Source organism: Nocardioides sp. HDW12B, assembly GCF_011299595.1.
Taxonomy (GTDB): Bacteria; Actinomycetota; Actinomycetes; order Propionibacteriales; family Nocardioidaceae; genus Marmoricola_A.
In genome coordinates this window covers 2,035,228-2,060,430 of the sequence record NZ_CP049867.1, presented here as the reverse complement: position 1 = coordinate 2,060,430, position 25,203 = coordinate 2,035,228, and the positions used below count along the sequence as shown (strand labels likewise).

The window sequence follows — 25,203 nt, the reverse complement described above, 5'->3', positions numbered from 1 at the left end:
GCGGGGCCGTGTCGGGGTCTGGTGCCCGGGGGAGCGGTCAGTCGGAGTCGACGTCGTCGTCGACCCAGTCGAGCGTCTTGGTGACCGCCTTCTTCCAGTTGCGGTAGAGCCGCTCGCGCTCGTCGTCGTCCATGTTCGGGGTCCAGCGCTTGTCCTCGCCCCAGTTGTTGGTGATGTCCTCGTCGTTCTCCCAGTAGCCCACGGCCAGACCGGCCGCGTACGCCGCGCCCAGGGCCGTCGTCTCGGCCACCTTCGGCCGGACCACGTCGACGCCGAGGATGTCCGCCTGGAACTGCATGAGGGTCTCGTTGACCACCATGCCGCCGTCGACCTTGAGCTCGGTCAGCGGCACCCCGGAGTCGGCGTTCATGGCGTCGAGCACCTCGCGGGTCTGGAAGGCCGTGGCCTCCAGCACCGCCCGGGCGATGTGGCCGCGGTTGACGTAGCGGGTCAGACCGACCAGCGCGCCGCGGGCGTCGGAGCGCCAGTGCGGGGCGAACAGACCGGAGAACGCCGGCACGAAGTAGGCGCCGCCGTTGTCGTCGACGCTGGCCGCGAGCTCCTCGATCTCCGAGGCGTCCTTGATCATTTTGAGGTTGTCGCGCACCCACTGCACCAGCGAGCCGGTGACCGCGATGGAGCCCTCGAGCGCGTAGACCGGCTTCTGGTCGCCGATCTTGTAGCAGACGGTCGTCAGCAGGCCGTTCTCGCTCGGGACCTTCTCCTCGCCGGTGTTGAGCAGCATGAAATTGCCGGTGCCGTAGGTGTTCTTGGCGGTGCCCTTCTCCAGGCAGGCCTGCCCGAAGGTCGCGGCCTGCTGGTCGCCGAGGATGCCGGCGACGGGGGTGCCGTTGAGCACGCCGGGCTTGCACTCGCCGTACACCTCGGAGGAGGACTTGATCTCGGGCAGCATCGACATCGGGATGCCCATGTCGCTCGCGATCGACTCGTCCCACGACAGCGTCTCGAGGTCCATGAGCATGGTGCGGCTGGCGTTGGTGACGTCGGTGACGTGCACGCCGTCGTTCTCCGCGCCGCCGGTCAGGTTCCACAGCACCCAGGTGTCGGTGTTGCCGAAGAGCAGGTCGCCGGCCTCGGCCTTCTCACGCGCGCCCTCGACGTTCTCGAGGATCCACATCACCTTCGGGCCCGAGAAGTACGTCGCCAGCGGCAGGCCGACGGTCTCCTTGTACTTGTCCGGGCCCGCGTCGCCGGCGAGCTTGTCGACGATCTTCTGGGTGCGGGTGTCCTGCCAGACGATGGCGTTGTAGACGGGCTCCCCGGTGTTCTTGTCCCAGACCATCGCGGTCTCGCGCTGGTTGGTGATGCCCACCGCCGCGATGTTCTTGCTGTTGAGGTTCGCCTTCGAGAGCGCGCCGCCGATGACCTTGCGGGTGTTCTCCCAGATCTCGATGCCGTTGTGCTCGACCCAGCCGGCCTTGGGGAAGATCTGCTCGTGCTCCACCTGGTCGACGCTCACCACGCTTCCGCTGTGGTCGAACACCATGGCGCGGGTGCTGGTCGTTCCCTGGTCGATCGCGAGGATGTATGTCTTGTCAGCCATGCGGTGAAGCCTCCGATGAGGTCGGTTGGTGTGCGGTCGGACGAGCGGTGCGTGCGGTGAGTCCTTGCCGGGGCGGTGGTCCGGTCCTCAGGCGGCCGGGTAGCCGACGGCGGCCGCGACGAACCCGCCGAGCATGCCGCCGACGATGGGGCCGACGATCGGCACCCACTGGTAGCCCCAGTTGCTCGAGCCCTTGCCCGGGATCGGGAGGATCGCGTGGGCGATGCGGGGTCCGAGGTCACGAGCCGGGTTGATCGCGTAGCCGGTCGGCCCGCCGAGGCTGGCGCCGATGCCGACGACCAGCAGGGCCACGGGCAACGGCCCGAGGCCACTCGGGGTCGACCCGAAGGCGATGATCACGTAGACCAGCACGAAGGTGCCGATGACCTCGGTGACGACGTTCCACGCGGGTGCGGCGATGCCCGGACCGGTGGAGAAGACGCCGAGCTTGGAGCCCTCGTCGGCCTCGGGGTCGTCGAAGTGCTTCTTGTACGCCGCCCACGCCAGCACGGCGCCGATGAACGCTCCGATGACCTGGGCCAGGATGTAGACGAGGATGTCGCCCACCGAGAGCCCCGAGTCGCCGGCGGCCCACAGCCCCAGCGTCACGGCCGGGTTGAGGTGCGCACCGGACTTGACGGCGACGTAGACGCCGGAGAACACCGCGATGCCCCAGCCGAAGTTGATCATCAGGAAGCCGCCGCCGAAGCCGTTGGTCTTCGGCAGCACGGCGTTGGCCACGACTCCGCAGCCGAGGAGCAGCAGCGTCGCGGTGCCCAGGACCTCGGGCAGGAAGATGTCGGTGAACATGCTGTCCTTTCGTCCTCCCCCGTGGGACAGGGGACGTGTGAGCGGAGTCACTCCGCGGGACTCACCGTAGAGACATGTGTGGGCGGAGCGCCAGGGTTGCCCCTGGGAAATCCTGGGAGGTTCACCCGGCTGGCCTCGGGGCATAGGTTGGGCGCAGCGAGGCCGCGGACCGCGCGGCGACGTGATCCCTCTCGTGAAGGAGACGGCGCGATGGTGGCACCGGCACGGCTCGACCTGGACCGACGCGAGCAGACCTGGGAGTCCCTGGCCGACCAGCCGGTGGACGTGCTGGTGATCGGCGGCGGGGTGACCGGTGCCGGCGTGGCGCTCGACGCCGCGACGCGCGGCCTCAGCGTGCTCCTGGTGGAGCAGCGCGACTACGCCTCCGGCACGTCCTCGCGCAGCTCCAAGCTGTTCCACGGCGGTCTGCGCTACCTCGAGCAGATGAACTTCACGCTGGTGCGCGAGGCGCTCAAGGAGCGCGAGCTCATGCTCACCCGCATCTGCCCACACCTCGTGAAGCCGGTGTCGTTCCTCTACCCGCTCAAGCACCGCGTGTGGGAGCGGCCCTACGTCACCGCCGGCCTCACCCTCTACGACTCGATGGGCGGCGCCCGCTCCGTCCCGCGCCACAAGCAGCTGACGAAGACCAAGGCGCTGCGCATGGTGCCCGGGCTGAAGAAGGACGCCCTCGCCGGAGCCCTGCTCTACTACGACGCCCAGGCCGACGACGCGCGCCACACGCTGATGGTCGCCCGGACCGCGGCGTCGTACGGCGCCCGCATCCTCAACTCCGCCCGCGTGGAGTCGCTCGAGCGCGAGGGGGAGCGGGTCGTCGGTGCCACCGTGTGCGACGTCGAGACCGGGCGTACGGCGACCGTGCGCGCCAGCGTGGTCGTCAACTGCACGGGCGTGTGGACCGACGACGTCCAGGAGCTCGCCGGCGGCCGGGGCCAGTTCAAGGTCCGCGCCTCCAAGGGCGTGCACATCGTGGTGCCGCGCGACCGCATCAACTCCGAGACCGGGCTGATCCTGCGCACCGAGAAGTCGGTGCTGTTCGTCATCCCGTGGCACATGCACTGGATCGTCGGCACCACCGACACCGACTGGGAGCTCGACCGCGCGCACCCGGCGGCGAGCCGCGCCGACATCGACTACATCCTCGACCACGTCAACACGGTGCTCGCGCACCCGCTGACGCACGACGACATCGAGGGCGTCTACGCCGGCCTGCGGCCGCTGCTCAAGGGCGAGAGCGAGAGCACCTCGCAGCTGTCGCGCGAGCACGCCGTGGCCCGGCCCCAGCCCGGGCTCATCTCGATCGCCGGCGGCAAGTACACGACGTACCGGGTGATGGCCGAGGACGCCGTGGACGCCGCCCGCCCGGACCTGCCGGGATCGGTGCCGCCCAGCGTCACCGAGAACATCCCGCTCGTGGGGGCTGAGGGCTACCACGCGCTCAGCAACCAGGTGGAGACGATCGCGCGGCGCCGCGAGCTGCCGGTGTGGCGCGTCGAGCGGCTGCTGGACCGCTACGGCTCGCTCGTCGAGGAGCTCTTCGCGATGATCGCCGACGACCCGACGCTGGCCCAGCCGGTGCCGGGCGCGGAGGAGTACCTCAAGGTCGAGCTGCTCTACGGCGCGGTCCACGAGGGCGCCCTGCACCTCGACGACCTGCTCGCACGCCGCACGCGCATCTCCATCGAGACCAAGGACCGCGGCGTGAAGTGCGCGCGGCCCGTGGCCGAGCTGGTGGCCGGGGCGCTGCAGTGGGACGCCGAGCGCGTCGACGACGAGGTCCGCGCCTACGAGGCCCGGGTCACCGCCGAGCGTGAGTCGCAGACCGAGGCCGAGGACCAGGAGGCCAACGCCGAGCGGCTCGCGGCGCCCGACGTGCGCGCGCGCAGCGTGGGACGGGCGCTCACCTGAGCCGCGGCCGGGTCTGACACGCTTGGGCCGTGGACGACACGACGCGCGAGGCCCCCGGTACGACGAACAGCGGCATGCTCTGGGGCGGCCGCTTCGACGGCGGTCCGAGCCCGGCGCTGGAGGCGTTGAGCCGCAGCACCCACTTCGACTGGGTGCTGGCGCCCTACGACCTCGCGGGGTCGCGGGCCCACGCCCGGGTGCTGGCCGCCGCCGGGCTGCTCACCGACGACGAGCTGGCGCGGATGCTCACCGGCATCGACGACCTCGACCGGGCCGTCGCCGAGGGGTCGTTCACCGCCGCGCCGAGCGACGAGGACGTCCACGGCGCGCTCGAGCGCGGGCTGGTGGACCTGCTCGGACCCGACCTGGGCGGCAAGCTCCGTGCGGGCCGCAGCCGCAACGACCAGATCGCGACGCTCTTCCGGCTCTACCTGCGTGAGCACGCGCGCACGGTGGCCGGGATGGTGCTCGACCTCGTCGACGCCCTGAGCGACCAGGCCGACGCCCACCTCGGCGCGATCATGCCGGGGCGCACGCACCTGCAGCACGCCCAGCCGGTGCTGCTGAGCCACCACCTGCTGGCGCACGCCTGGCCGCTGGTGCGGGACGTGGCACGGCTGCGTGACTGGGACGCGCGGGTCGCCGCCGACTCGCCGTACGGCTCCGGCGCGCTGGCCGGCACCAGCCTCGGGCTCGACCCGGAGGCGGTCGCGCGCGACCTCGGCTTCGACGGCTCGGCCCCCAACTCCATCGACGGCGTCGCGTCGCGCGACGTGGTGGCCGAGATCGCCTTCGTGCTGGCGATGATCGGCGTCGACGTCTCGCGGCAGGCCGAGGAGGTCATCCTCTGGGCGACCAAGGAGTTCGGCTTCGCGCGCCTGCACGACGGCTACTCGACCGGGTCGAGCATCATGCCGCAGAAGAAGAACCCCGACATCGCCGAGCTCGCCCGCGGCAAGTCGGGCCGGCTGATCGGCAACCTCGCGGGCCTGCTGGCCACCCTGAAGGCGCTGCCGCTGGCCTACAACCGCGACCTGCAGGAGGACAAGGAGCCGGTCCTCGACTCGGTCACGACGCTGGAGGTGCTGCTGCCGGCCTTCACGGGCCAGGTCGCGACGCTGGTCTTCGACACCGCGCGCATGGCCGAGCTGGCGCCCCAGGGCTTCTCGCTCGCCACCGACGTCGCCGAGTGGCTGGTCCGCGAGGGGGTGCCGTTCCGGGAGGCGCACGAGCTGGCCGGCGCGTGCGTCCGGGTGTGCGAGCAGCGGGGGACCGAGCTCGCCGACCTGACCGACGACGACTTCGCCGCCATCGACCCGCGGCTGGGGCCGGGGGTGCGTGAGGTGCTGACCGTGGAGGGCTCGGTCGCGAGCCGTGACGGTCGCGGCGGCACGGCTCCGGACCGCGTGCGCGAGCAGCTCGCCGAGCTGCGCGCCACGGTGGCCGACCACCGGACCTGGATCGGGTGAGCCGGGTTCCGTCCCTCGCGGAGCTGCTGGACGGCCCGGTCCTCGAGGTCGCGCCCCGTCTGCTCGGCTCGACGCTGCGCCACGGCGGCGCGGGCGGAGCCGACCCTCCGGTCGCCGTGCGGATCACCGAGGTCGAGGCGTACGCCGGCGCCGACGACCCGGGCTCCCACGCCTTCCGGGGCCGGACGGAGCGGACCGCCGTCATGTTCGGACCGCCCGGGCGGCTCTACGTGTACTTCACCTACGGGATGCACCACTGCTGCAACGTGGTCGTGGCCGGCGAGGGTGAGGCCGCCGCCGTGCTGCTGCGGGCGGGCGAGGTGGTCGAGGGCCTCGAGGTGGCCCGCGCCCGCCGGACGTCGTCGGGTGGGCGCACGCCGCCCGACCGCGACCTCGCGCGCGGCCCGGCGCGGCTGTGCCAGGCGCTGGGCATCGACCGGCGACATGACGGGGCGGACCTCACCGGCTACGAGGGCGGGCGAGACGTCGAACGGGATCCCGCCGTCGAGCGGGGGCCCGTCGTCGAGCAGGGGCCCGTCGTCGAGCCGGGTCCCGTCCTGGTCCCGGGCCCGGCCGTCGGGGCCGACGCGGTGTCGAGCGGCCCCCGGGTGGGTCTGCGGGGCGCGCCCGAGAGGCCGTGGCGGTTCTGGCTGACCGGGGAGGCGACGGTGTCGACGTACCGCCCTGCCGCGCCGGTCGGCCGCCGCCGTTCCTGAGCGTCACCGTTCCTGAGCGCCGCCGATCCTGAGTGGCACCGTTGCTGCGTCGCACCGCACCTGAGCGGCGTGGCTCCTGAACGGCGTGGCTCCCGAGTGGCGCCGCTCCCGAGCGTCGACGGGCCAGGAGCGCCACAGCCCTGCACCGCGTGCCAGACTCCGCCTCACCCCGACCCAGGAGGCCATATGCGCGCTGCGGTGCTGACCCGATTCGGCGGACCGGAGGCGGTCGAGCTGCGTGACGTGCCGGACCCGCGCCCGGGACCGGGACAGGTCCTCGTCCGGGTGTCGGCCGCCGCCACCAACAACACCGACCTGTGGACGCGCGAGGGTGCCTACGGACTGCCGGGGGACCCGGACGCGCTGGCCGGGTGGCTCGGGCCGGTCGACTTCCCGCGCGTCCAGGGCGCGGACGTGGCCGGCACGGTCGACGTCGTCGGTGAGGGCGTCGACGCTGCCCTCGTCGGGCGGCGGGTGCTCGTCGACCCGGCGACGTTCGACGACCCCGGTGCCCGTGACGGTGCCCACGGCGGCGCCCACGGCGGTGCCCACGGCGGTGCCCACGGCGGTGCCCACGGCGAGAGCCCGCGACGCGAGCCGCGCCTCGTGGCCGTGCTAGGCAGCGAGCACGACGGCGGCTTCGCCGAGCTCGTGGTCGTCGACGCCGAGCACGTCCACGACATGACGGGCTCGCCCCTCACCGACGAGGAGCTGGCCTGCCTCCCGATCGCCTACGGGACGGCGATGGGGATGCTGGAGCGCGGCGAGGTCGTCGCGGGGGAGACCGTCCTGGTGACGGGTGCGTCCGGTGGTGTGGGGCTCGCCGCCGTCCAGCTGGCCGCGGCCCGGGGGTGCCGCGTCGTGGCCCAGACGAGCGCGGGCAAGGAGGAGCTGGTCAGGGAGGCCGGCGCCGACGCGGTGGTCCCGCGGAGCGGTGAGGGGCTGGCCGGTCTCGTCCCTGACGGGCTGGACGCTGTGATCGACGTGGTGGCCGGTCCACAGCTGGACGCGCTGCTCCCGCAGGTGCGCGAGGGCGGACGGTGGGTGGTGGCCGGTGCCGTCGCCGACCCGGTCGTGCGGCTCGACCTCCGGCGGCTCTACCTCGGCAACCGGCGTCTCGTCGGCTCGACGATGCACACCGCGGCCCACTTCGCAGCCCTCGCCGAGGAGGCGCGGGCCGGGTCGCTGGCTCCGCGGGTCGCCCGGACCTTCGACCTCGAGCAGATCCACGAGGCCCACGCCGAGCTGGCCACCCGCAGCCACGTCGGCAAGATCGTGGTGCGGCCGCGACGCTGACCCGCGGAGCCGCCCGGACGGGCCTGAGGTTTTGAACGGCGTTCAACGGGAAAGCCTGTGATGTCAATGTGCCCAGACCAGGAGAATTCATGGCGATCGACGTCCTCGCTCGGGAGAAGACCGTCGCTCCGACGGGTTACAACCGTTGGCTCATCCCCCCGGCGGCGCTCGCCATCCACCTGTGCATCGGCCAGGTCTACGCGACGAGCGTCTACAAGGCCTCGCTGGTCGCCCACTTCGACACCAGCCTGACCAACATCGGGTTCATCTTCTCGATCGCGATCGTGATGCTCGGCCTGTCGGCCGCCCTGTTCGGCACCTGGGTCGACAGCGGCGGCCCCCGCCGGGCGATGGTCGCCTCGGCGGTGTGCTGGTCCTCCGGTCTCCTCATCGGCAGCGCGGGCATCGCCTCGACCCAGCTGTGGCTGGTCTACCTCGGGTACGGCGTGATCGGCGGCATCGGCCTGGGCATCGGCTACATCTCCCCGGTCTCCACGCTGATGAAGTGGTTCCCCGACCGTCCGGGCCTGGCCACCGGGCTCGCCATCATGGGCTTCGGCGGCGGCGCCCTGGTCGCCTCGGCGGTCAGCGGCAAGCTCCTGGCCTCCTTCGACGGCAGCTTCGACCCGACCGACGTCACCTCAGTGGCCGACGGCTCGGCCGTGGCCAGCCTGTTCCTCGTCCTCGGCGTGGTCTACCTGGTGGTCATGCTCTTCGGCGCCTACCTCGTCAAGGTGCCCGCCGACGACTGGAAGCCCGAGGGCTGGTCGCCGCAGGAGGACGAGAAGGACGCGATGAAGACGACCGCGTCCGTCACCGTCAACAACGCGATGCGCACCCCGCAGTTCTGGCTGCTGTGGACGGTGCTGTTCTGCAACGTCACGGCTGGCATCGGCATCCTCGAGCAGGCCTCGCTGATGATCCAGGACTTCTTCCGCGAGGGCAGCGAGACCAGCGTCTCCTCGGCTGCGGCCGCCGGCTTCGTCGGGCTGCTGTCGGTGTGCAACATGCTCGGCCGCTTCGTGTGGTCGTCCACCTCCGACGCCGTGGGCCGCAAGGCGATCTACATGGTCTACCTCGGGCTCGGCACCTTGCTCTACGCAGCGCTGGCCGTCGTCGGCGGTTCGTCGACGCTCGTCTTCGTGCTCATCGCCGGCGTCATCATCTCCTTCTACGGCGGCGGTTTCGCCACGATCCCGGCCTACCTCAAGGACCTCTTCGGCACCCTCCAGGTCGGCGCCATCCACGGACGCCTGCTGACAGCCTGGGCCGCCGCGGGCGTGGTGGGGCCCCTCATCATCAACGGCTTCCTCGACGCCGAGGGCACGCCTGGCGAGCTGACCGCCGACGCGTACCGGCCCGCCTTCTTCACGATGGTGGCGATCCTCGCGGTCGGCTTCGTCGCCAACCTGCTCGTCCGGCCGGTCGCCGAGAAGTTCCAGGAGGCCGACCGGGCCGACGCGGGGGACCGAGCGGCCGACCGGGACGACGCGCAGCTCACCACGCAGGAGAGCACCCACAGCAAGAAGCCGCTGCTGGCGGCGATCGCGTGGGTGGTCGTGGGCGGTCCGCTGCTCTACGGCCTGATCGAGACGGCCCGGAAGACCACCACCCTGTTCGGCTGAGACGCGGTTCGGCCTGGCCGGACCGATACGGCAGGCTAGGGCGGGGTCATGACGGTCATGGCCCCCCGACCGAGAGGCTGGTCCGTGTCCCAGCAGCACCTGCTCGACGACCTCGTGTGGCGCGGTCTCATCGCGCACTCCACCGACCTCGGCGCCCTGCGCGAGGAGATGGACGCCGGCCCGGTGCGCTTCTACGTGGGCTTCGACCCGACGGCACCGAGCCTGCACATGGGCCATCTCGTCCAGGTGCTGACCGCACGCCGGCTGCAGGAGGCGGGGCACGTGCCCTACGCCCTGGTGGGCGGGGCGACCGGCATGATCGGCGACCCCAAGGAGTCCGGCGAGCGCACGATGAACCCGGTCGAGACCGTCCGGGAGTGGGTCGGACGGGTGCGCGGCCAGATCGAGCCGTTCCTGTCCTTCGAGGGCGAGAACGCCGCCACCATGGTCGACAACTACGAGTGGACCGCCAACCTGTCGACGCTCGACTTCCTGCGCGATGTCGGCAAGCACTTCCCGGTCAACCGGATGCTGGCCCGGGAGGTGGTGCGGTCCCGGCTGGAGTCGGGCATCTCCTTCACCGAGTTCAGCTACGTGCTGCTGCAGTCCCTGGACTTCCTCGAGCTGCACCGCAGCCACGACGTGCGGCTGCAGTTCGGCGGGTCCGACCAGTGGGGCAACCTGACCGGTGGCGTGGAGCTGATCCGGCGCTCGGTGGGTGCGCGGGTCCACGCGTTCGCGACGCCACTGATGACCAGGGCCGACGGCACGAAGTACGGCAAGACCGAGGGGGGAGCGCTCTGGCTGGACCCCGAGATGATGTCGCCCTACGCCTTCTACCAGTTCTGGCTCAACGTCGAGGACGCCAAGGTCGGCGAGCTGCTCCGGGTCTTCACCTTCCTCTCGCACGAGGAGATCGAGGAGCTCGAGCAGCAGACGACCGACAAGCCCTTCCTGCGGGCGGGGCAGAAGACGCTGGCGCACGAGGTGACCTCCACCGTGCACGGGCTCGAGGAGACCGAGCGCATCAAGGCCGCCGCCGCGGCGCTGTTCGGTGGCGGCGACCTGGCGTCGCTCGACGCCGCCACGCTGGGAGCAGCCCTGAGCGAGGCGGGCGGCACCGAGGTCGCCCGCAGCTCCGAGCCCACGGTCGTCGACCTCCTGGTCGAGTCCGGTCTGTCCGAGAGCCGGGGTGCGGCGCGTCGCACCGTCGGTGAGGGCGGGGCCTACCTCAACAACGTGCGGGTGACCGACCCCGACCTCCGCCCCGGTGACGATGACCTCGTGGCGGGCGGCTGGTGGGTGCTCCGTCGGGGGAAGAAGAGCTTCGCCGGCGTCCGTCCGGTGTGAACCGTCCCGTCCCGCCCGCGAGCCGGGCAGCACCCACGGGTGCCGAGCAGCCTCGAGGAGTCCGTCGTGCCCCTGCCCCGCCTGCGTGAGCTCGAGGAGCGTGCACGGCCCCGGTTGCCCGAGGAGGTCCACCGCTACTTCGCGCAGGGTGCCGGCGCGGGTCTGAGCGCCGCCGAGGCCGAGGGATCGTGGTCGGGCCACCGGCTGGTGCCGCGCGTGCTGCGCGACGTCACCCACGTCGACCTGAGCACGAGTCTGCTCGGGACGGACGTGTCGACCCCGGTCGGGATCGCGCCCACCACGCTCCAGCGCGCTGCGCACCCCGACGGCGAGGTGGCGACGGCCCGGGCGGCCGCCGCGGAGGGGGCGTTGCTGGTGCTCTCGAGCAACGCGGGCTCGACCTTCGAGGACGTGGCGGCGACCGGGGTCGACTGGTGGCTCCAGCTCTACGTGACCTCCGACCGGACGCGCACCACCGACGTGGTGCAGCGCGCCGTCGACGCCGGCGCGCGGGCGGTCGTGCTGACCGCGGACACCCCCGTGGTGGCGCGCAAGGAGCAGGGGGAGCGCTCGGTCTGGGAGGTGACGGACCCGTCCTGGGTGCGGCGCAACTTCACCGAGGACGGTGCCGAGAAGGCCCGCGACCTCGGTCCGCAGGACGTCGCCTGGCTGGCCGGTCGCTTCGGGGTGCCGGTGGTCGTCAAGGGCGTGCTGCACCCGGCCGACGCCCGGCGCGCCGTCGACGCCGGCGCCCGTGCGGTGTGGGTGTCGAACCACGGGGGGCGCCAGCTCGACCGCGCCGTCGCGGTCGCCGAGGTGCTGGCCGAGATCGCGGCCGAGGTCGGGGGCGCCGGCAGCGAGGGAGAGGGTGCGGAGGTGTACGCCGACGGCGGCATCCGCTCCGGGCTGGACGCCCTGGTGGCGCGGGGGCTGGGCGCCGACGCCGTCTTCCTCGGGCGTCCGGTGCTCTGGGGCCTGGCCGCCGACGGGTACGACGGGGTGCGCCACGTCCTGGGAGCGGTGACCGAGGACCTCCGCGAGGGACTCACGCTGGCCGGGGCCGCCGGATGGACCGCGGTGACCGGCGACCTCCTGCGCACTACCACGACGACGGCCGCAGGACCGGCTCCACCGGCCGGGACGACGCTGTGACAGTGGGCACGGACGCTCGATTTGACCGGCGGCGAGAGCGCCCCCTAGTGTCTTCCATGTCGCCAGGGAGCGGCGGGACGCAAGACCGAGAGGTCGGGCGGCCGGCCCCCAGGTAGACCAGCCCCACCACTGACGTCCGTCAGATCGGGTGCTCCTGACCGTGAGGTCGGAGGGCCCACCACGGACGCGACGCTGGGGAAGCCAGGCAGCACGGAGCCGCTGATGCGGCTCCACCGCTCGCCCGGTATGATCGACCAGGTTGCCCCGGGGGCGAGGCTGTGAGGCTGAGTCCGGGTGTGCGCTTGATCCTTGAGAACTCAACAGTGTGCCAAAAGTCGACGAATTAATTTGTAACGCCCCGTCGGCAGGCTGCGAGGTCCGGATTTCGGTTCGGTTCTTGATGTTTGTCGATGGTTCCTTTGGTAAGACCGGTTCCGGGCTTTGCTCGGGGCCACTCTTGCCGGGATACTCCATATCGAGTCGATGAATCCATCCTTTGGGTGGCCATCACGAGATTTCAACGGAGAGTTTGATCCTGGCTCAGGACGAACGCTGGCGGCGTGCTTAACACATGCAAGTCGAGCGGTAAGGCTCCTTCGGGAGTACACGAGCGGCGAACGGGTGAGTAACACGTGAGCAATCTGCCCATCACATCGGGATAACTTCGGGAAACCGAAGCTAATACCGAATACAACCACTTCAGGCATCTGACGGTGGTGGAAAGTTCCGGCGGTGATGGATGAGCTCGCGGCCTATCAGCTTGTTGGTGGGGTAATGGCCCACCAAGGCTTCGACGGGTAGCCGGCCTGAGAGGGTGACCGGCCACACTGGGACTGAGACACGGCCCAGACTCCTACGGGAGGCAGCAGTGGGGAATATTGGACAATGGGCGAAAGCCTGATCCAGCAACGCCGCGTGAGGGATGACGGCCTTCGGGTTGTAAACCTCTTTCAGCGCCGACGAAGCGAAAGTGACGGTAGGCGCAGAAGAAGCACCGGCCAACTACGTGCCAGCAGCCGCGGTAATACGTAGGGTGCGAGCGTTGTCCGGAATTATTGGGCGTAAAGGGCTCGTAGGCGGTCTGTCGCGTCGGGAGTGAAAACTCAGGGCTTAACCCTGAGCCTGCTTCCGATACGGGCAGACTAGAGGTATGCAGGGGAGAACGGAATTCCTGGTGTAGCGGTGAAATGCGCAGATATCAGGAGGAACACCAGTGGCGAAGGCGGTTCTCTGGGCATTACCTGACGCTGAGGAGCGAAAGTGTGGGGAGCGAACAGGATTAGATACCCTGGTAGTCCACACCGTAAACGTTGGGCGCTAGGTGTGGGACTCATTCCACGAGTTCCGTGCCGCAGCTAACGCATTAAGCGCCCCGCCTGGGGAGTACGGCCGCAAGGCTAAAACTCAAAGGAATTGACGGGGGCCCGCACAAGCGGCGGAGCATGCGGATTAATTCGATGCAACGCGAAGAACCTTACCTGGGTTTGACATATACCGGAAAGCCATAGAGATATGGCCCCTTTTAGTCGGTATACAGGTGGTGCATGGCTGTCGTCAGCTCGTGTCGTGAGATGTTGGGTTAAGTCCCGCAACGAGCGCAACCCTCGTCTTATGTTGCCAGCACGTAATGGTGGGGACTCATAAGAGACTGCCGGGGTCAACTCGGAGGAAGGTGGGGATGACGTCAAGTCATCATGCCCCTTATGTCCAGGGCTTCACGCATGCTACAATGGCCGGTACAAAGGGCTGCGATATCGCAAGATGGAGCGAATCCCAAAAAGCCGGTCTCAGTTCGGATTGGGGTCTGCAACTCGACCCCATGAAGTCGGAGTCGCTAGTAATCGCAGATCAGCAACGCTGCGGTGAATACGTTCCCGGGCCTTGTACACACCGCCCGTCACGTCACGAAAGTCGGCAACACCCGAAGCCGGTGGCCCAACCCTTGTGGAGGGAGCCGTCGAAGGTGGGGCTGGCGATTGGGACGAAGTCGTAACAAGGTAGCCGTACCGGAAGGTGCGGCTGGATCACCTCCTTTCTAAGGAGCACTTGGCGAGTGGCCTTCGGGCTTGCTCGTCCATCGCTGGATTGCGTAGGCAAACGTCCTACGGTCCGGCAGCTCACTAGTGGAACGTCGATTATTTGGCATCGTCATGCTTGAGTTGGAGTGAGTACAACCGTTTCGGCGGAGTGGAAAGCGACAGTGAGGGTGTGGCGGTTTCAGGCACACTGTTGAGTCCTGAGGGATCGAGTCTTCGATCTTTCTTGGGCCGGATTTCCCGCGAACTGCACCGATCGAGTCCTCGACTCGTGTCGGTGCAAGCGCGGATCAGGGACCGGTACCGCCCGTAATTTGAGAACTACACAGTGGACGCGAGCATCTTTAGTAGTAAATGACAAGCTACTAAGGGCACATGGTGGATGCCTTGGCACCAAGAGCCGATGAAGGACGTAGAAGCCTGCGATAAGCCCCGGGAAGTTGGCAATCAAGCTGTGATCCGGGGATTTCCGAATGGGGAAACCCAGCTGGAGTCATGTCCAGTTACCTCTACCTGAACACATAGGGTAGTTGGAGGGAACGTGGGGAAGTGAAACATCTCAGTACCCACAGGAAGAGAAAACAAAAGTGATTCCGAGAGTAGTGGCGAGCGAAATCGGAAGAGGCCAAACCTCATACGTGTGATAGCCGGCAGGCGTTGCGTATGAGGGGTTGTGGGGCCGTCGAGCCGGATCTGCCGATCCGGCACAGAGTAAGAAACCATCGTTGAAGTTGAAGTGGACTGGAAAGTCCCGGCGTAGAGGGTGATACCCCGTACACGTAAGACGATGGCTCTGCGACGTCACCCCAAGTAACACGGAACCCCTGAAATTCCGTGTGAATCTGGCGGGACCACCCGTTAAGCCTAAATACTCCTTGGTGACCGATAGCGGACAAGTACCGTGAGGGAAAGGTGAAAAGTACCCCTGGCGGGGAGTGAAATAGTACCTGAAACCATGTGCCTACAATCCGTTGGAGCTCGTCCTTGTGACGGGTGACAGCGTGCCTTTTGAAGAATGAGCCTGCGAGTTTGCGTTGTGTGGCGAGGTTAACCCGTGTGGGGCAGCCGTAGCGAAAGCGAGTCCGAATAGGGCGATTGAGTCGCACGATCAAGACCCGAAGCGGAGTGATCTATCCATGGGCAGGTTGAAGCGCGGGTAAGACCGCGTGGAGGACCGAACCCACTTAGGTTGAAAACTGAGGGGATGACCTGTGGATAGGGGTGAAAGGCCAATCAAACTCCGTGATAGCTGGTTCTCCCCGAAATGCATTTAGGTGCAGCGTCGCATGTTTCTTACCGGAGGTAGAGCACTGGATGGCTAATGGGCCCGACAAGGTTACTGACGTCAACCAAACTCCGAATGCCGGTAAGTGAGAGTGCGGCAGTGAGACTGCGGGGGATAAGCTCCGTAGTCGAGAGGGAAACAGCCCAGACCATCAGCTAAGGTCCCTAAGCGATAACTAAGTGGAAAAGGATGTGGAGTCGCAGAGACAACCAGGAGGTTGGCTTAGAAGCAGCCACCCTTGAAAGAGTGCGTAATAGCTCACTGGTCAAGTGATTCCGCGCCGACAATGTAGCGGGGCTCAAGTTATCCACCGAAGCTATGGAATTCACACATATATCTCGGTCTTCGGATCCAGGAGTGTGGATTGGTAGGGGAGCGTCGTATGGCGAGAGAAGCGGCGGTGTGAACCAGCCGTGGACGCCATACGAGTGAGAATGCAGGCATGAGTAGCGAAAGAAGAGTGAGAAACTCTTCCGCCGAATGATCAAGGGTTCCAGGGTCAAGCTAATCTGCCCTGGGTAAGTCGGGACCTAAGGCGAGGCCGACAGGCGTAGTCGATGGACAACGGGTTGATATTCCCGTACCGGCGAAGCAGCGCCCATGACGAACCTGATGATGCTAAGTGCCCGAAATTGCGCCATCTCCTTCGGGAGAGGTGTCGATGGAGCGCACGACCCGAGTCAGTAGTAGTCAAGCGATGGGGTGACACAGGAAGGTAGTCCAACCGCGGCGATGGTAGACCGTGGCCAAGGCTGTAGGGCGAGACATAGGCAAATCCGTGTCTCATGTGCCTGAGAGTCGAAAGCGCGTACCTTTAAGGGAAACGTGGATGATCCTATGCTGTCGAGAAAAACCTCTAGCGAGCTGCGAGCCGCCCGTACCCCAAACCGACTCAGGTGATCAGGTAGAGAATACTAAGGCGATCGAGTGAACCATGGTTAAGGAACTCGGCAAAATGCCCCCGTAACTTCGGGAGAAGGGGGGCCGGATTCGTCAATCACCTTGCGTGAGGAAGCGATGATGGCCGCAGAGACCAGGCCCAAGCGACTGTTTACTAAAAACACAGGTCCGTGCTAAGTCGCAAGACGATGTATACGGACTGACTCCTGCCCGGTGCTGGAAGGTTAAGGGGACGTGTTAGTCAATTTATTGGCGAAGCGCAGAACTTAAGCCCCAGTAAACGGCGGTGGTAACTATAACCATCCTAAGGTAGCGAAATTCCTTGTCGGGTAAGTTCCGACCTGCACGAATGGAGTAACGACTTGGGCGCTGTCTCAACCATGGACTCGGCGAAATTGCACTACGAGTAAAGATGCTCGTTACGCGCGGCAGGACGGAAAGACCCCGGGACCTTTACTATAGTTTGGTATTGGTGTTTGGTTCGGCTTGTGTAGGATAGGTGGGAGACTGTGAAGCGGCCACGCCAGTGGTTGTGGAGTCAACGTTGAAATACCACTCTGGTCGTACTAGATATCTAACCTAGGTCCGTGATCCGGATCAGGGACAGTGCCTGATGGGTAGTTTAACTGGGGCGGTTGCCTCCTAAAATGTAACGGAGGCGCTCAAAGGTTCCCTCAGCCTGGTTGGCAATCAGGTTTCGAGTGTAAGTGCACAAGGGAGCTTGACTGTGAGAGTGACAACTCGAGCAGGGACGAAAGTCGGAACTAGTGATCCGGCGCTGGCATGTGGAAGCGGCGTCGCTCAACGGATAAAAGGTACCCCGGGGATAACAGGCTGATCTTCCCCAAGAGTCCATATCGACGGGATGGTTTGGCACCTCGATGTCGGCTCGTCGCATCCTGGGGCTGGAGTAGGTCCCAAGGGTTGGGCTGTTCGCCCATTAAAGCGGCACGCGAGCTGGGTTTAGAACGTCGTGAGACAGTTCGGTCCCTATCCGCCGCGCGCGCAGGAAACTTGAGAAAGGCTGTCCCTAGTACGAGAGGACCGGGATGGACGAACCTCTGGTGTGCCAGTTGTTCTGCCAAGAGCACGGCTGGTTAGCTACGTTCGGAAGAGATAACCGCTGAAAGCATCTAAGCGGGAAGCTCGTTTCAAGATGAGGTTTCCCACCGGGTAACCGGGTAAGGCCCCCAGTAGATGACTGGGTTGATAGGCCGGAGGTAGAAGGCAGTAATGCACGGAGCCGACCGGTACTAATAGGCCGAGGGCTTGTCTCATCTACAAAAGTAATGCACGCGTCCACTGTGTGGTTCCCGAGTTACGGTCGGGGACCTCGGTCGAGGCCCACCCTTGTGGTGGCGTCGGTCGTATGAAGGTCACACTGATAACTCCATAGAGTTTCGGCGGCCATAGCGAAAGGGAAACACCCGGCTCCATTCCGAACCCGGAAGTTAAGCCTTTCAGCGCCGATGGTACTGCAAGTGAGAACTTGTGGGAGAGTAGGACGTCGCCGGACATTTCTTTCGTAAGGGCCACCTTCGGGTGGCCCTTACGCATTTTTGTCGCGCCACCGGTCGAGCTCCTCGAGGGCCGCTTCCCGCGGCCCACGCCGGCGTCCGGCTGCGCTCGATCGAGCCGCGGTGCCCGCGTGGCTCGCTCGAGCTTCCCCACGGGCGGGGAGCCCGGCCGGTGTCCTAGGCCCCGTCAGGTGCGGGAGTCGGTGACCGTCCTGGGGCGCCCCGGGGGGCCTCGGGTGCGCGGTATGAGGGGTACGCGACCTGCGACCTCTCCAGGTGGGCGACCCTGGCGTCGCTGCGGTCCGGTCGGAGCGGGAGCCGGCTGTCCCCGATTGGGAGATCTGCGGCTCGTCCAGTACAGTTCTGTCTTGCGAGTTCGGCGGTGGCGCAAGCCCCCCGGAACCCGCAGCGCGGGGCCCTCGGAGGCCCCGGCCGGCCAGCTGTCAGGGCCCTTCGGAACGGCCATCGGTCGATTTGACGGGCCCGGCTCGGACCGGTAAGTTTGACCAGGTTGCCCCGGGGGCGAGGCTGTGAGGCTGAGTCCGGTGTGCGCTTGATCCTTGAGAACTCAACAGTGTGCCAAAAGTCGACGAATTAATTTGTAACGCCCCGTCGGCAGGCTGCGAGGTCCGGATTTCGGTTCGGTTCTTGATGTTTGTCGATGGTTCCTTTGGTAAGACCGGTTCCGGGCTTTGCTCGGGGCCACTCTTGCCGGGATACTCCATATCGAGTCGATGAATCCATCCTTTGGGTGGCCATCACGAGATTTCAACGGAGAGTTTGATCCTGGCTCAGGACGAACGCTGGCGGCGTGCTTAACACATGCAAGTCGAGCGGTAAGGCTCCTTCGGGAGTACACGAGCGGCGAACGGGTGAGTAACACGTGAGCAATCTGCCCATCACATCGGGATAACTTCGGGAAACCGAAGCTAATACCGAATACAACCACTTCAGGCATCTGACGGTGGTGGAAAGTTCCGGCGGTGATGGATGAGCTCGCGGCCTATCAGCTTGTTGGTGGGGTAATGGCCCACCAAGGCTTCGACGGGTAGCCGGCCTGAGAGGGTGACCGGCCACACTGGGACTGAGACACGGCCCAGACTCCTACGGGAGGCAGCAGTGGGGAATATTGGACAATGGGCGAAAGCCTGATCCAGCAACGCCGCGTGAGGGATGACGGCCTTCGGGTTGTAAACCTCTTTCAGCGCCGACGAAGCGAAAGTGACGGTAGGCGCAGAAGAAGCACCGGCCAACTACGTGCCAGCAGCCGCGGTAATACGTAGGGTGCGAGCGTTGTCCGGAATTATTGGGCGTAAAGGGCTCGTAGGCGGTCTGTCGCGTCGGGAGTGAAAACTCAGGGCTTAACCCTGAGCCTGCTTCCGATACGGGCAGACTAGAGGTATGCAGGGGAGAACGGAATTCCTGGTGTAGCGGTGAAATGCGCAGATATCAGGAGGAACACCAGTGGCGAAGGCGGTTCTCTGGGCATTACCTGACGCTGAGGAGCGAAAGTGTGGGGAGCGAACAGGATTAGATACCCTGGTAGTCCACACCGTAAACGTTGGGCGCTAGGTGTGGGACTCATTCCACGAGTTCCGTGCCGCAGCTAACGCATTAAGCGCCCCGCCTGGGGAGTACGGCCGCAAGGCTAAAACTCAAAGGAATTGACGGGGGCCCGCACAAGCGGCGGAGCATGCGGATTAATTCGATGCAACGCGAAGAACCTTACCTGGGTTTGACATATACCGGAAAGCCATAGAGATATGGCCCCTTTTAGTCGGTATACAGGTGGTGCATGGCTGTCGTCAGCTCGTGTCGTGAGATGTTGGGTTAAGTCCCGCAACGAGCGCAACCCTCGTCTTATGTTGCCAGCACGTAATGGTGGGGACTCATAAGAGACTGCCGGGGTCAACTCGGAGGAAGGTGGGGATGACGTCAAGTCATCATGCCCCTTATGTCCAGGGCTTCACGCATGCTACAATGGCCGGTACAAAGGGCTGCGATATCGCAAGATGGAGCGAATCCCAAAAAGCCGGTCTCAGTTCGGATTGGGGTCTGCAACTCGACCCCATGAAGTCGGAGTCGCTAGTAATCGCAGATCAGCAACGCTGCGGTGAATACGTTCCCGGGCCTTGTACACACCGCCCGTCACGTCACGAAAGTCGGCAACACCCGAAGCCGGTGGCCCAACCCTTGTGGAGGGAGCCGTCGAAGGTGGGGCTGGCGATTGGGACGAAGTCGTAACAAGGTAGCCGTACCGGAAGGTGCGGCTGGATCACCTCCTTTCTAAGGAGCACTTGGCGAGTGGCCTTCGGGCTTGCTCGTCCATCGCTGGATTGCGTAGGCAAACGTCCTACGGTCCGGCAGCTCACTAGTGGAACGTCGATTATTTGGCATCGTCATGCTTGAGTTGGAGTGAGTACAACCGTTTCGGCGGAGTGGAAAGCGACAGTGAGGGTGTGGCGGTTTCAGGCACACTGTTGAGTCCTGAGGGATCGAGTCTTCGATCTTTCTTGGGCCGGATTTCCCGCGAACTGCACCGATCGAGTCCTCGACTCGTGTCGGTGCAAGCGCGGATCAGGGACCGGTACCGCCCGTAATTTGAGAACTACACAGTGGACGCGAGCATCTTTAGTAGTAAATGACAAGCTACTAAGGGCACATGGTGGATGCCTTGGCACCAAGAGCCGATGAAGGACGTAGAAGCCTGCGATAAGCCCCGGGAAGTTGGCAATCAAGCTGTGATCCGGGGATTTCCGAATGGGGAAACCCAGCTGGAGTCATGTCCAGTTACCTCTACCTGAACACATAGGGTAGTTGGAGGGAACGTGGGGAAGTGAAACATCTCAGTACCCACAGGAAGAGAAAACAAAAGTGATTCCGAGAGTAGTGGCGAGCGAAATCGGAAGAGGCCAAACCTCATACGTGTGATAGCCGGCAGGCGTTGCGTATGAGGGGTTGTGGGGCCGTCGAGCCGGATCTGCCGATCCGGCACAGAGTAAGAAACCATCGTTGAAGTTGAAGTGGACTGGAAAGTCCCGGCGTAGAGGGTGATACCCCCGTACACGTAAGACGATGGCTCTGCGACGTCACCCCAAGTAACACGGAACCCCTGAAATTCCGTGTGAATCTGGCGGGACCACCCGTTAAGCCTAAATACTCCTTGGTGACCGATAGCGGACAAGTACCGTGAGGGAAAGGTGAAAAGTACCCCTGGCGGGGAGTGAAATAGTACCTGAAACCATGTGCCTACAATCCGTTGGAGCTCGTCCTTGTGACGGGTGACAGCGTGCCTTTTGAAGAATGAGCCTGCGAGTTTGCGTTGTGTGGCGAGGTTAACCCGTGTGGGGCAGCCGTAGCGAAAGCGAGTCCGAATAGGGCGATTGAGTCGCACGATCAAGACCCGAAGCGGAGTGATCTATCCATGGGCAGGTTGAAGCGCGGGTAAGACCGCGTGGAGGACCGAACCCACTTAGGTTGAAAACTGAGGGGATGACCTGTGGATAGGGGTGAAAGGCCAATCAAACTCCGTGATAGCTGGTTCTCCCCGAAATGCATTTAGGTGCAGCGTCGCATGTTTCTTACCGGAGGTAGAGCACTGGATGGCTAATGGGCCCGACAAGGTTACTGACGTCAACCAAACTCCGAATGCCGGTAAGTGAGAGTGCGGCAGTGAGACTGCGGGGGATAAGCTCCGTAGTCGAGAGGGAAACAGCCCAGACCATCAGCTAAGGTCCCTAAGCGATAACTAAGTGGAAAAGGATGTGGAGTCGCAGAGACAACCAGGAGGTTGGCTTAGAAGCAGCCACCCTTGAAAGAGTGCGTAATAGCTCACTGGTCAAGTGATTCCGCGCCGACAATGTAGCGGGGCTCAAGTTATCCACCGAAGCTATGGAATTCACACATATATCTCGGTCTTCGGATCCAGGAGTGTGGATTGGTAGGGGAGCGTCGTATGGCGAGAGAAGCGGCGGTGTGAACCAGCCGTGGACGCCATACGAGTGAGAATGCAGGCATGAGTAGCGAAAGAAGAGTGAGAAACTCTTCCGCCGAATGATCAAGGGTTCCAGGGTCAAGCTAATCTGCCCTGGGTAAGTCGGGACCTAAGGCGAGGCCGACAGGCGTAGTCGATGGACAACGGGTTGATATTCCCGTACCGGCGAAGCAGCGCCCATGACGAACCTGATGATGCTAAGTGCCCGAAATTGCGCCATCTCCTTCGGGAGAGGTGTCGATGGAGCGCACGACCCGAGTCAGTAGTAGTCAAGCGATGGGGTGACACAGGAAGGTAGTCCAACCGCGGCGATGGTAGACCGTGGCCAAGGCTGTAGGGCGAGACATAGGCAAATCCGTGTCTCATGTGCCTGAGAGTCGAAAGCGCGTACCTTTAAGGGAAACGTGGATGATCCTATGCTGTCGAGAAAAACCTCTAGCGAGCTGCGAGCCGCCCGTACCCCAAACCGACTCAGGTGATCAGGTAGAGAATACTAAGGCGATCGAGTGAACCATGGTTAAGGAACTCGGCAAAATGCCCCCGTAACTTCGGGAGAAGGGGGGCCGGATTCGTCAATCACCTTGCGTGAGGAAGCGATGATGGCCGCAGAGACCAGGCCCAAGCGACTGTTTACTAAAAACACAGGTCCGTGCTAAGTCGCAAGACGATGTATACGGACTGACTCCTGCCCGGTGCTGGAAGGTTAAGGGGACGTGTTAGTCAATTTATTGGCGAAGCGCAGAACTTAAGCCCCAGTAAACGGCGGTGGTAACTATAACCATCCTAAGGTAGCGAAATTCCTTGTCGGGTAAGTTCCGACCTGCACGAATGGAGTAACGACTTGGGCGCTGTCTCAACCATGGACTCGGCGAAATTGCACTACGAGTAAAGATGCTCGTTACGCGCGGCAGGACGGAAAGACCCCGGGACCTTTACTATAGTTTGGTATTGGTGTTTGGTTCGGCTTGTGTAGGATAGGTGGGAGACTGTGAAGCGGCCACGCCAGTGGTTGTGGAGTCAACGTTGAAATACCACTCTGGTCGTACTAGATATCTAACCTAGGTCCGTGATCCGGATCAGGGACAGTGCCTGATGGGTAGTTTAACTGGGGCGGTTGCCTCCTAAAATGTAACGGAGGCGCTCAAAGGTTCCCTCAGCCTGGTTGGCAATCAGGTTTCGAGTGTAAGTGCACAAGGGAGCTTGACTGTGAGAGTGACAACTCGAGCAGGGACGAAAGTCGGAACTAGTGATCCGGCGCTGGCATGTGGAAGCGGCGTCGCTCAACGGATAAAAGGTACCCCGGGGATAACAGGCTGATCTTCCCCAAGAGTCCATATCGACGGGATGGTTTGGCACCTCGATGTCGGCTCGTCGCATCCTGGGGCTGGAGTAGGTCCCAAGGGTTGGGCTGTTCGCCCATTAAAGCGGCACGCGAGCTGGGTTTAGAACGTCGTGAGACAGTTCGGTCCCTATCCGCCGCGCGCGCAGGAAACTTGAGAAAGGCTGTCCCTAGTACGAGAGGACCGGGATGGACGAACCTCTGGTGTGCCAGTTGTTCTGCCAAGAGCACGGCTGGTTAGCTACGTTCGGAAGAGATAACCGCTGAAAGCATCTAAGCGGGAAGCTCGTTTCAAGATGAGGTTTCCCACCGGGTAACCGGGTAAGGCCCCCAGTAGATGACTGGGTTGATAGGCCGGAGGTAGAAGGCAGTAATGCACGGAGCCGACCGGTACTAATAGGCCGAGGGCTTGTCTCATCTACAAAAGTAATGCACGCGTCCACTGTGTGGTTCCCGAGTTACGGTCGGGGACCTCGGTCGAGGCCCACCCTTGTGGTGGCGTCGGTCGTATGAAGGTCACACTGATAACTCCATAGAGTTTCGGCGGCCATAGCGAAAGGGAAACACCCGGCTCCATTCCGAACCCGGAAGTTAAGCCTTTCAGCGCCGATGGTACTGCAAGTGAGAACTTGTGGGAGAGTAGGACGTCGCCGGACATTTCTTTCGTAAGGGCCACCTTCGGGTGGCCCTTACGCTTTTTCACCTCACGTACGGAAGGCATGAACAGATGGCAGGCTCATCGCAACGTCCACGACGCGAGTCCGGACGACCGGACGGCACGGGCAAGCCGGCTGCGGGAGCCGGACGTCGGGGCAGCCAGCGCGACGGGCGGCCGGACCGCAACGCGCGGCCCGACCGGTCGGACCCGCGCGCCGGCGGCAGGAACGACCGCCGTGACGACCGCCGTGACGACCGCCGCGGCCGGGAGGCCCGCGGGGAGCGGACGGTGGACCAGTCCGTCTACGACGGTCCCGACCTGCCCGAGGAGATCACCGGCAAGGAGCTCGACCGGTCCGTGCTGGACCAGCTCGCCGGTCTGCCCGAGAAGCTGGCGGCACGCGTCGCCCGCCACCTCGCCGCCGCTGGCGCACTGGTCGACGAGGACCCGGAGACGGCGTACCGCCACGCGCTGGCGGCGCGGGCCCGCGCCGCCCGGGTCGCGGTCGTGCGTGAGGCCGTGGGGGAGACCGCCTACGCCGCCGGGCACTTCGCGGAGGCGCTGGCTGAGCTGAAGGCCGCGAAGCGCATGAACGCCGCCACCGACTACCTGCCCGTCATGGCCGACTGCGAGCGAGCCCTGGGCCGGCCCGAGCGTGCTCTGGCGCTGGCAGCCAACCCGTCGGTGGAGAAGCTCAGCCAGTCGCTGCGCATCGAGATGACGATCGTGGAGGCCGGGGCACGGCTCGACCTGGGGGAGACCGCCGGGGCACTGCGCACCCTCGAGCGGGCACCGCTCCGCTCGGTCACCCGCGAGGACTGGTTGGTCCGGCTGCGCTACGCCTACGCCCACACGCTGGCGGCCGCGGGGCGCCCGGACGAGGCGCTGGAGTGGTTCCACCGCACCGTCGGCATCGACGGCAACGAGATCACCGACGCCGCCGACCGCATCAGCGAGCTCGAGGCTGCGGGAGCCGGCGCGGACGACTGAGGTCGGCCGCCTCCGGGCCCCTGAGGCCGCTCGCCTCCGGCCCGCGGGGGAGCGGCGTCCTCGACGTCGTGGGGCCGGACCTTCTCCCCAGCGCGACGAACCCGTGCGTTCTCCCCGTGCCCGGTCCCGGCGCCCCGGTCGTCGCCGCGGGACGTGAGGGTGGGGGCGAGGAGGTGGTCAGCCATGACCCAGGAGAGGACGTCCCCACGACCCGGGACGAGCGAGGACAACCAGGTCACCCTGCGCGGACGGGTGTCCACGGCGCCCGAGGCACGCGAGCTGCCGAGCGGCAGCGTGATCGTGACCTTCCGGGTCACCGTGGCGCGCTCGCAGACGGCCATGACGGCCGGATCCCGGCAGACCGTGGACTGGCTCGACTGCACGGCGTGGGGCGCCGGCGTGCGGCGCACGGTCGGCTCGTGGCAGCTGGGCGACGAGGTGGAGGTGGTCGGTGCGCTGCGTCGTCGCTTCTACCGTGCCGGTCAGGGCACGAGCACCCGCCTCGAGGTCGAGGTGCTGCGGGCCAGACGCCTGTCCCGACGGGCGCCCTCCTGAGCTGTGACACGCTTCGGT

Annotated in this window: 11 protein-coding genes and 6 rRNA genes; 15 read left to right on the top strand and 2 right to left on the bottom strand. The window is 65.2% G+C overall.

The window, feature by feature from the left end:
* Window positions 1-37: 37 nt before the first annotated feature.
* Both glpK and G7072_RS09620 read right to left on the bottom strand, forming a co-directional pair.
* Window positions 38-1,564 carry a glycerol kinase GlpK gene (glpK, locus tag G7072_RS09625; RefSeq protein WP_166085793.1) on the bottom strand — a complete coding sequence of 509 codons (1,527 nt, stop codon included), beginning with the start codon at window positions 1,562-1,564 and terminating at the stop codon, window positions 38-40.
* 87 nt (window positions 1,565-1,651) lie between these two features.
* Complete coding sequence (locus G7072_RS09620; RefSeq protein WP_166085791.1) at window positions 1,652-2,374, bottom strand: MIP/aquaporin family protein; 723 nt, start codon at window positions 2,372-2,374, stop codon at window positions 1,652-1,654.
* A 210-nt stretch (window positions 2,375-2,584) separates the two neighbouring features.
* Between G7072_RS09620 and glpD the strand changes: the two genes are divergently transcribed.
* The 15 genes from glpD to G7072_RS09545 all read left to right on the top strand — a co-directional run bounded on the left by glpD (window position 2,585) and on the right by G7072_RS09545 (window position 25,185).
* Window positions 2,585-4,303 carry a glycerol-3-phosphate dehydrogenase gene (gene glpD / locus G7072_RS09615; protein WP_166085788.1) on the top strand — a complete coding sequence of 573 codons (1,719 nt, stop codon included), beginning with the start codon at window positions 2,585-2,587 and terminating at the stop codon, window positions 4,301-4,303.
* Between the two features lie 74 nt (window positions 4,304-4,377).
* Entirely contained in the window at window positions 4,378-5,772 is a 1,395-nt protein-coding gene (argH, locus tag G7072_RS09610; protein ID WP_166089934.1) for an argininosuccinate lyase, read from the top strand.
* Window positions 5,769-6,488, top strand: coding sequence for a DNA-3-methyladenine glycosylase (locus G7072_RS09605; protein ID WP_166085786.1), 720 nt, complete (start codon window positions 5,769-5,771; stop codon window positions 6,486-6,488). Before argH ends, G7072_RS09605 begins: the two co-directional genes overlap by 4 nt.
* Before the next feature lie 186 nt (window positions 6,489-6,674).
* The gene (locus G7072_RS09600) at window positions 6,675-7,784 is read left to right on the top strand and encodes a zinc-binding dehydrogenase (RefSeq protein ID WP_166085784.1); all 1,110 of its coding nucleotides are present in this window, start codon (window positions 6,675-6,677) and stop codon (window positions 7,782-7,784) included.
* Window positions 7,785-7,873: 89 nt separating this feature from the next.
* The gene (locus G7072_RS09595) at window positions 7,874-9,409 is read left to right on the top strand and encodes an OFA family MFS transporter (RefSeq protein WP_166085782.1); all 1,536 of its coding nucleotides are present in this window, start codon (window positions 7,874-7,876) and stop codon (window positions 9,407-9,409) included.
* A 57-nt stretch (window positions 9,410-9,466) separates the two neighbouring features.
* On the top strand, window positions 9,467-10,759 hold the full coding sequence (tyrS, locus tag G7072_RS09590) for a tyrosine--tRNA ligase (protein ID WP_166089932.1): 1,293 nt from the start codon (window positions 9,467-9,469) through the stop codon (window positions 10,757-10,759).
* A gap of 66 nt (window positions 10,760-10,825) precedes the next feature.
* Window positions 10,826-11,911, top strand: a complete 1,086-nt coding sequence (locus tag G7072_RS09585) for an alpha-hydroxy acid oxidase (protein ID WP_240917234.1) — start codon at window positions 10,826-10,828, stop codon at window positions 11,909-11,911.
* A gap of 517 nt (window positions 11,912-12,428) precedes the next feature.
* A 16S ribosomal RNA gene (locus G7072_RS09580) occupies window positions 12,429-13,946 on the top strand.
* A 356-nt stretch (window positions 13,947-14,302) separates the two neighbouring features.
* Window positions 14,303-17,409, top strand: a 23S ribosomal RNA gene (locus G7072_RS09575).
* A gap of 122 nt (window positions 17,410-17,531) precedes the next feature.
* A 5S ribosomal RNA gene (gene rrf, locus G7072_RS09570) occupies window positions 17,532-17,648 on the top strand.
* 769 nt (window positions 17,649-18,417) lie between these two features.
* A 16S ribosomal RNA gene (locus G7072_RS09565) occupies window positions 18,418-19,935 on the top strand.
* A gap of 356 nt (window positions 19,936-20,291) precedes the next feature.
* Window positions 20,292-23,399: ribosomal RNA gene (locus tag G7072_RS09560) — 23S ribosomal RNA — on the top strand.
* A 122-nt stretch (window positions 23,400-23,521) separates the two neighbouring features.
* Window positions 23,522-23,638: ribosomal RNA gene (gene rrf, locus G7072_RS09555) — 5S ribosomal RNA — on the top strand.
* The 16S, 23S and 5S rRNA genes sit together here, the layout of an rRNA operon.
* A 290-nt stretch (window positions 23,639-23,928) precedes the next feature.
* The gene (locus G7072_RS09550) at window positions 23,929-24,630 is read left to right on the top strand and encodes a hypothetical protein (RefSeq protein WP_240917233.1); all 702 of its coding nucleotides are present in this window, start codon (window positions 23,929-23,931) and stop codon (window positions 24,628-24,630) included.
* Between the two features lie 183 nt (window positions 24,631-24,813).
* The gene (locus tag G7072_RS09545; RefSeq protein WP_166085778.1) at window positions 24,814-25,185 is read left to right on the top strand and encodes a single-stranded DNA-binding protein; all 372 of its coding nucleotides are present in this window, start codon (window positions 24,814-24,816) and stop codon (window positions 25,183-25,185) included.
* The last annotated feature ends 18 nt before the right edge of the window (window positions 25,186-25,203 follow it).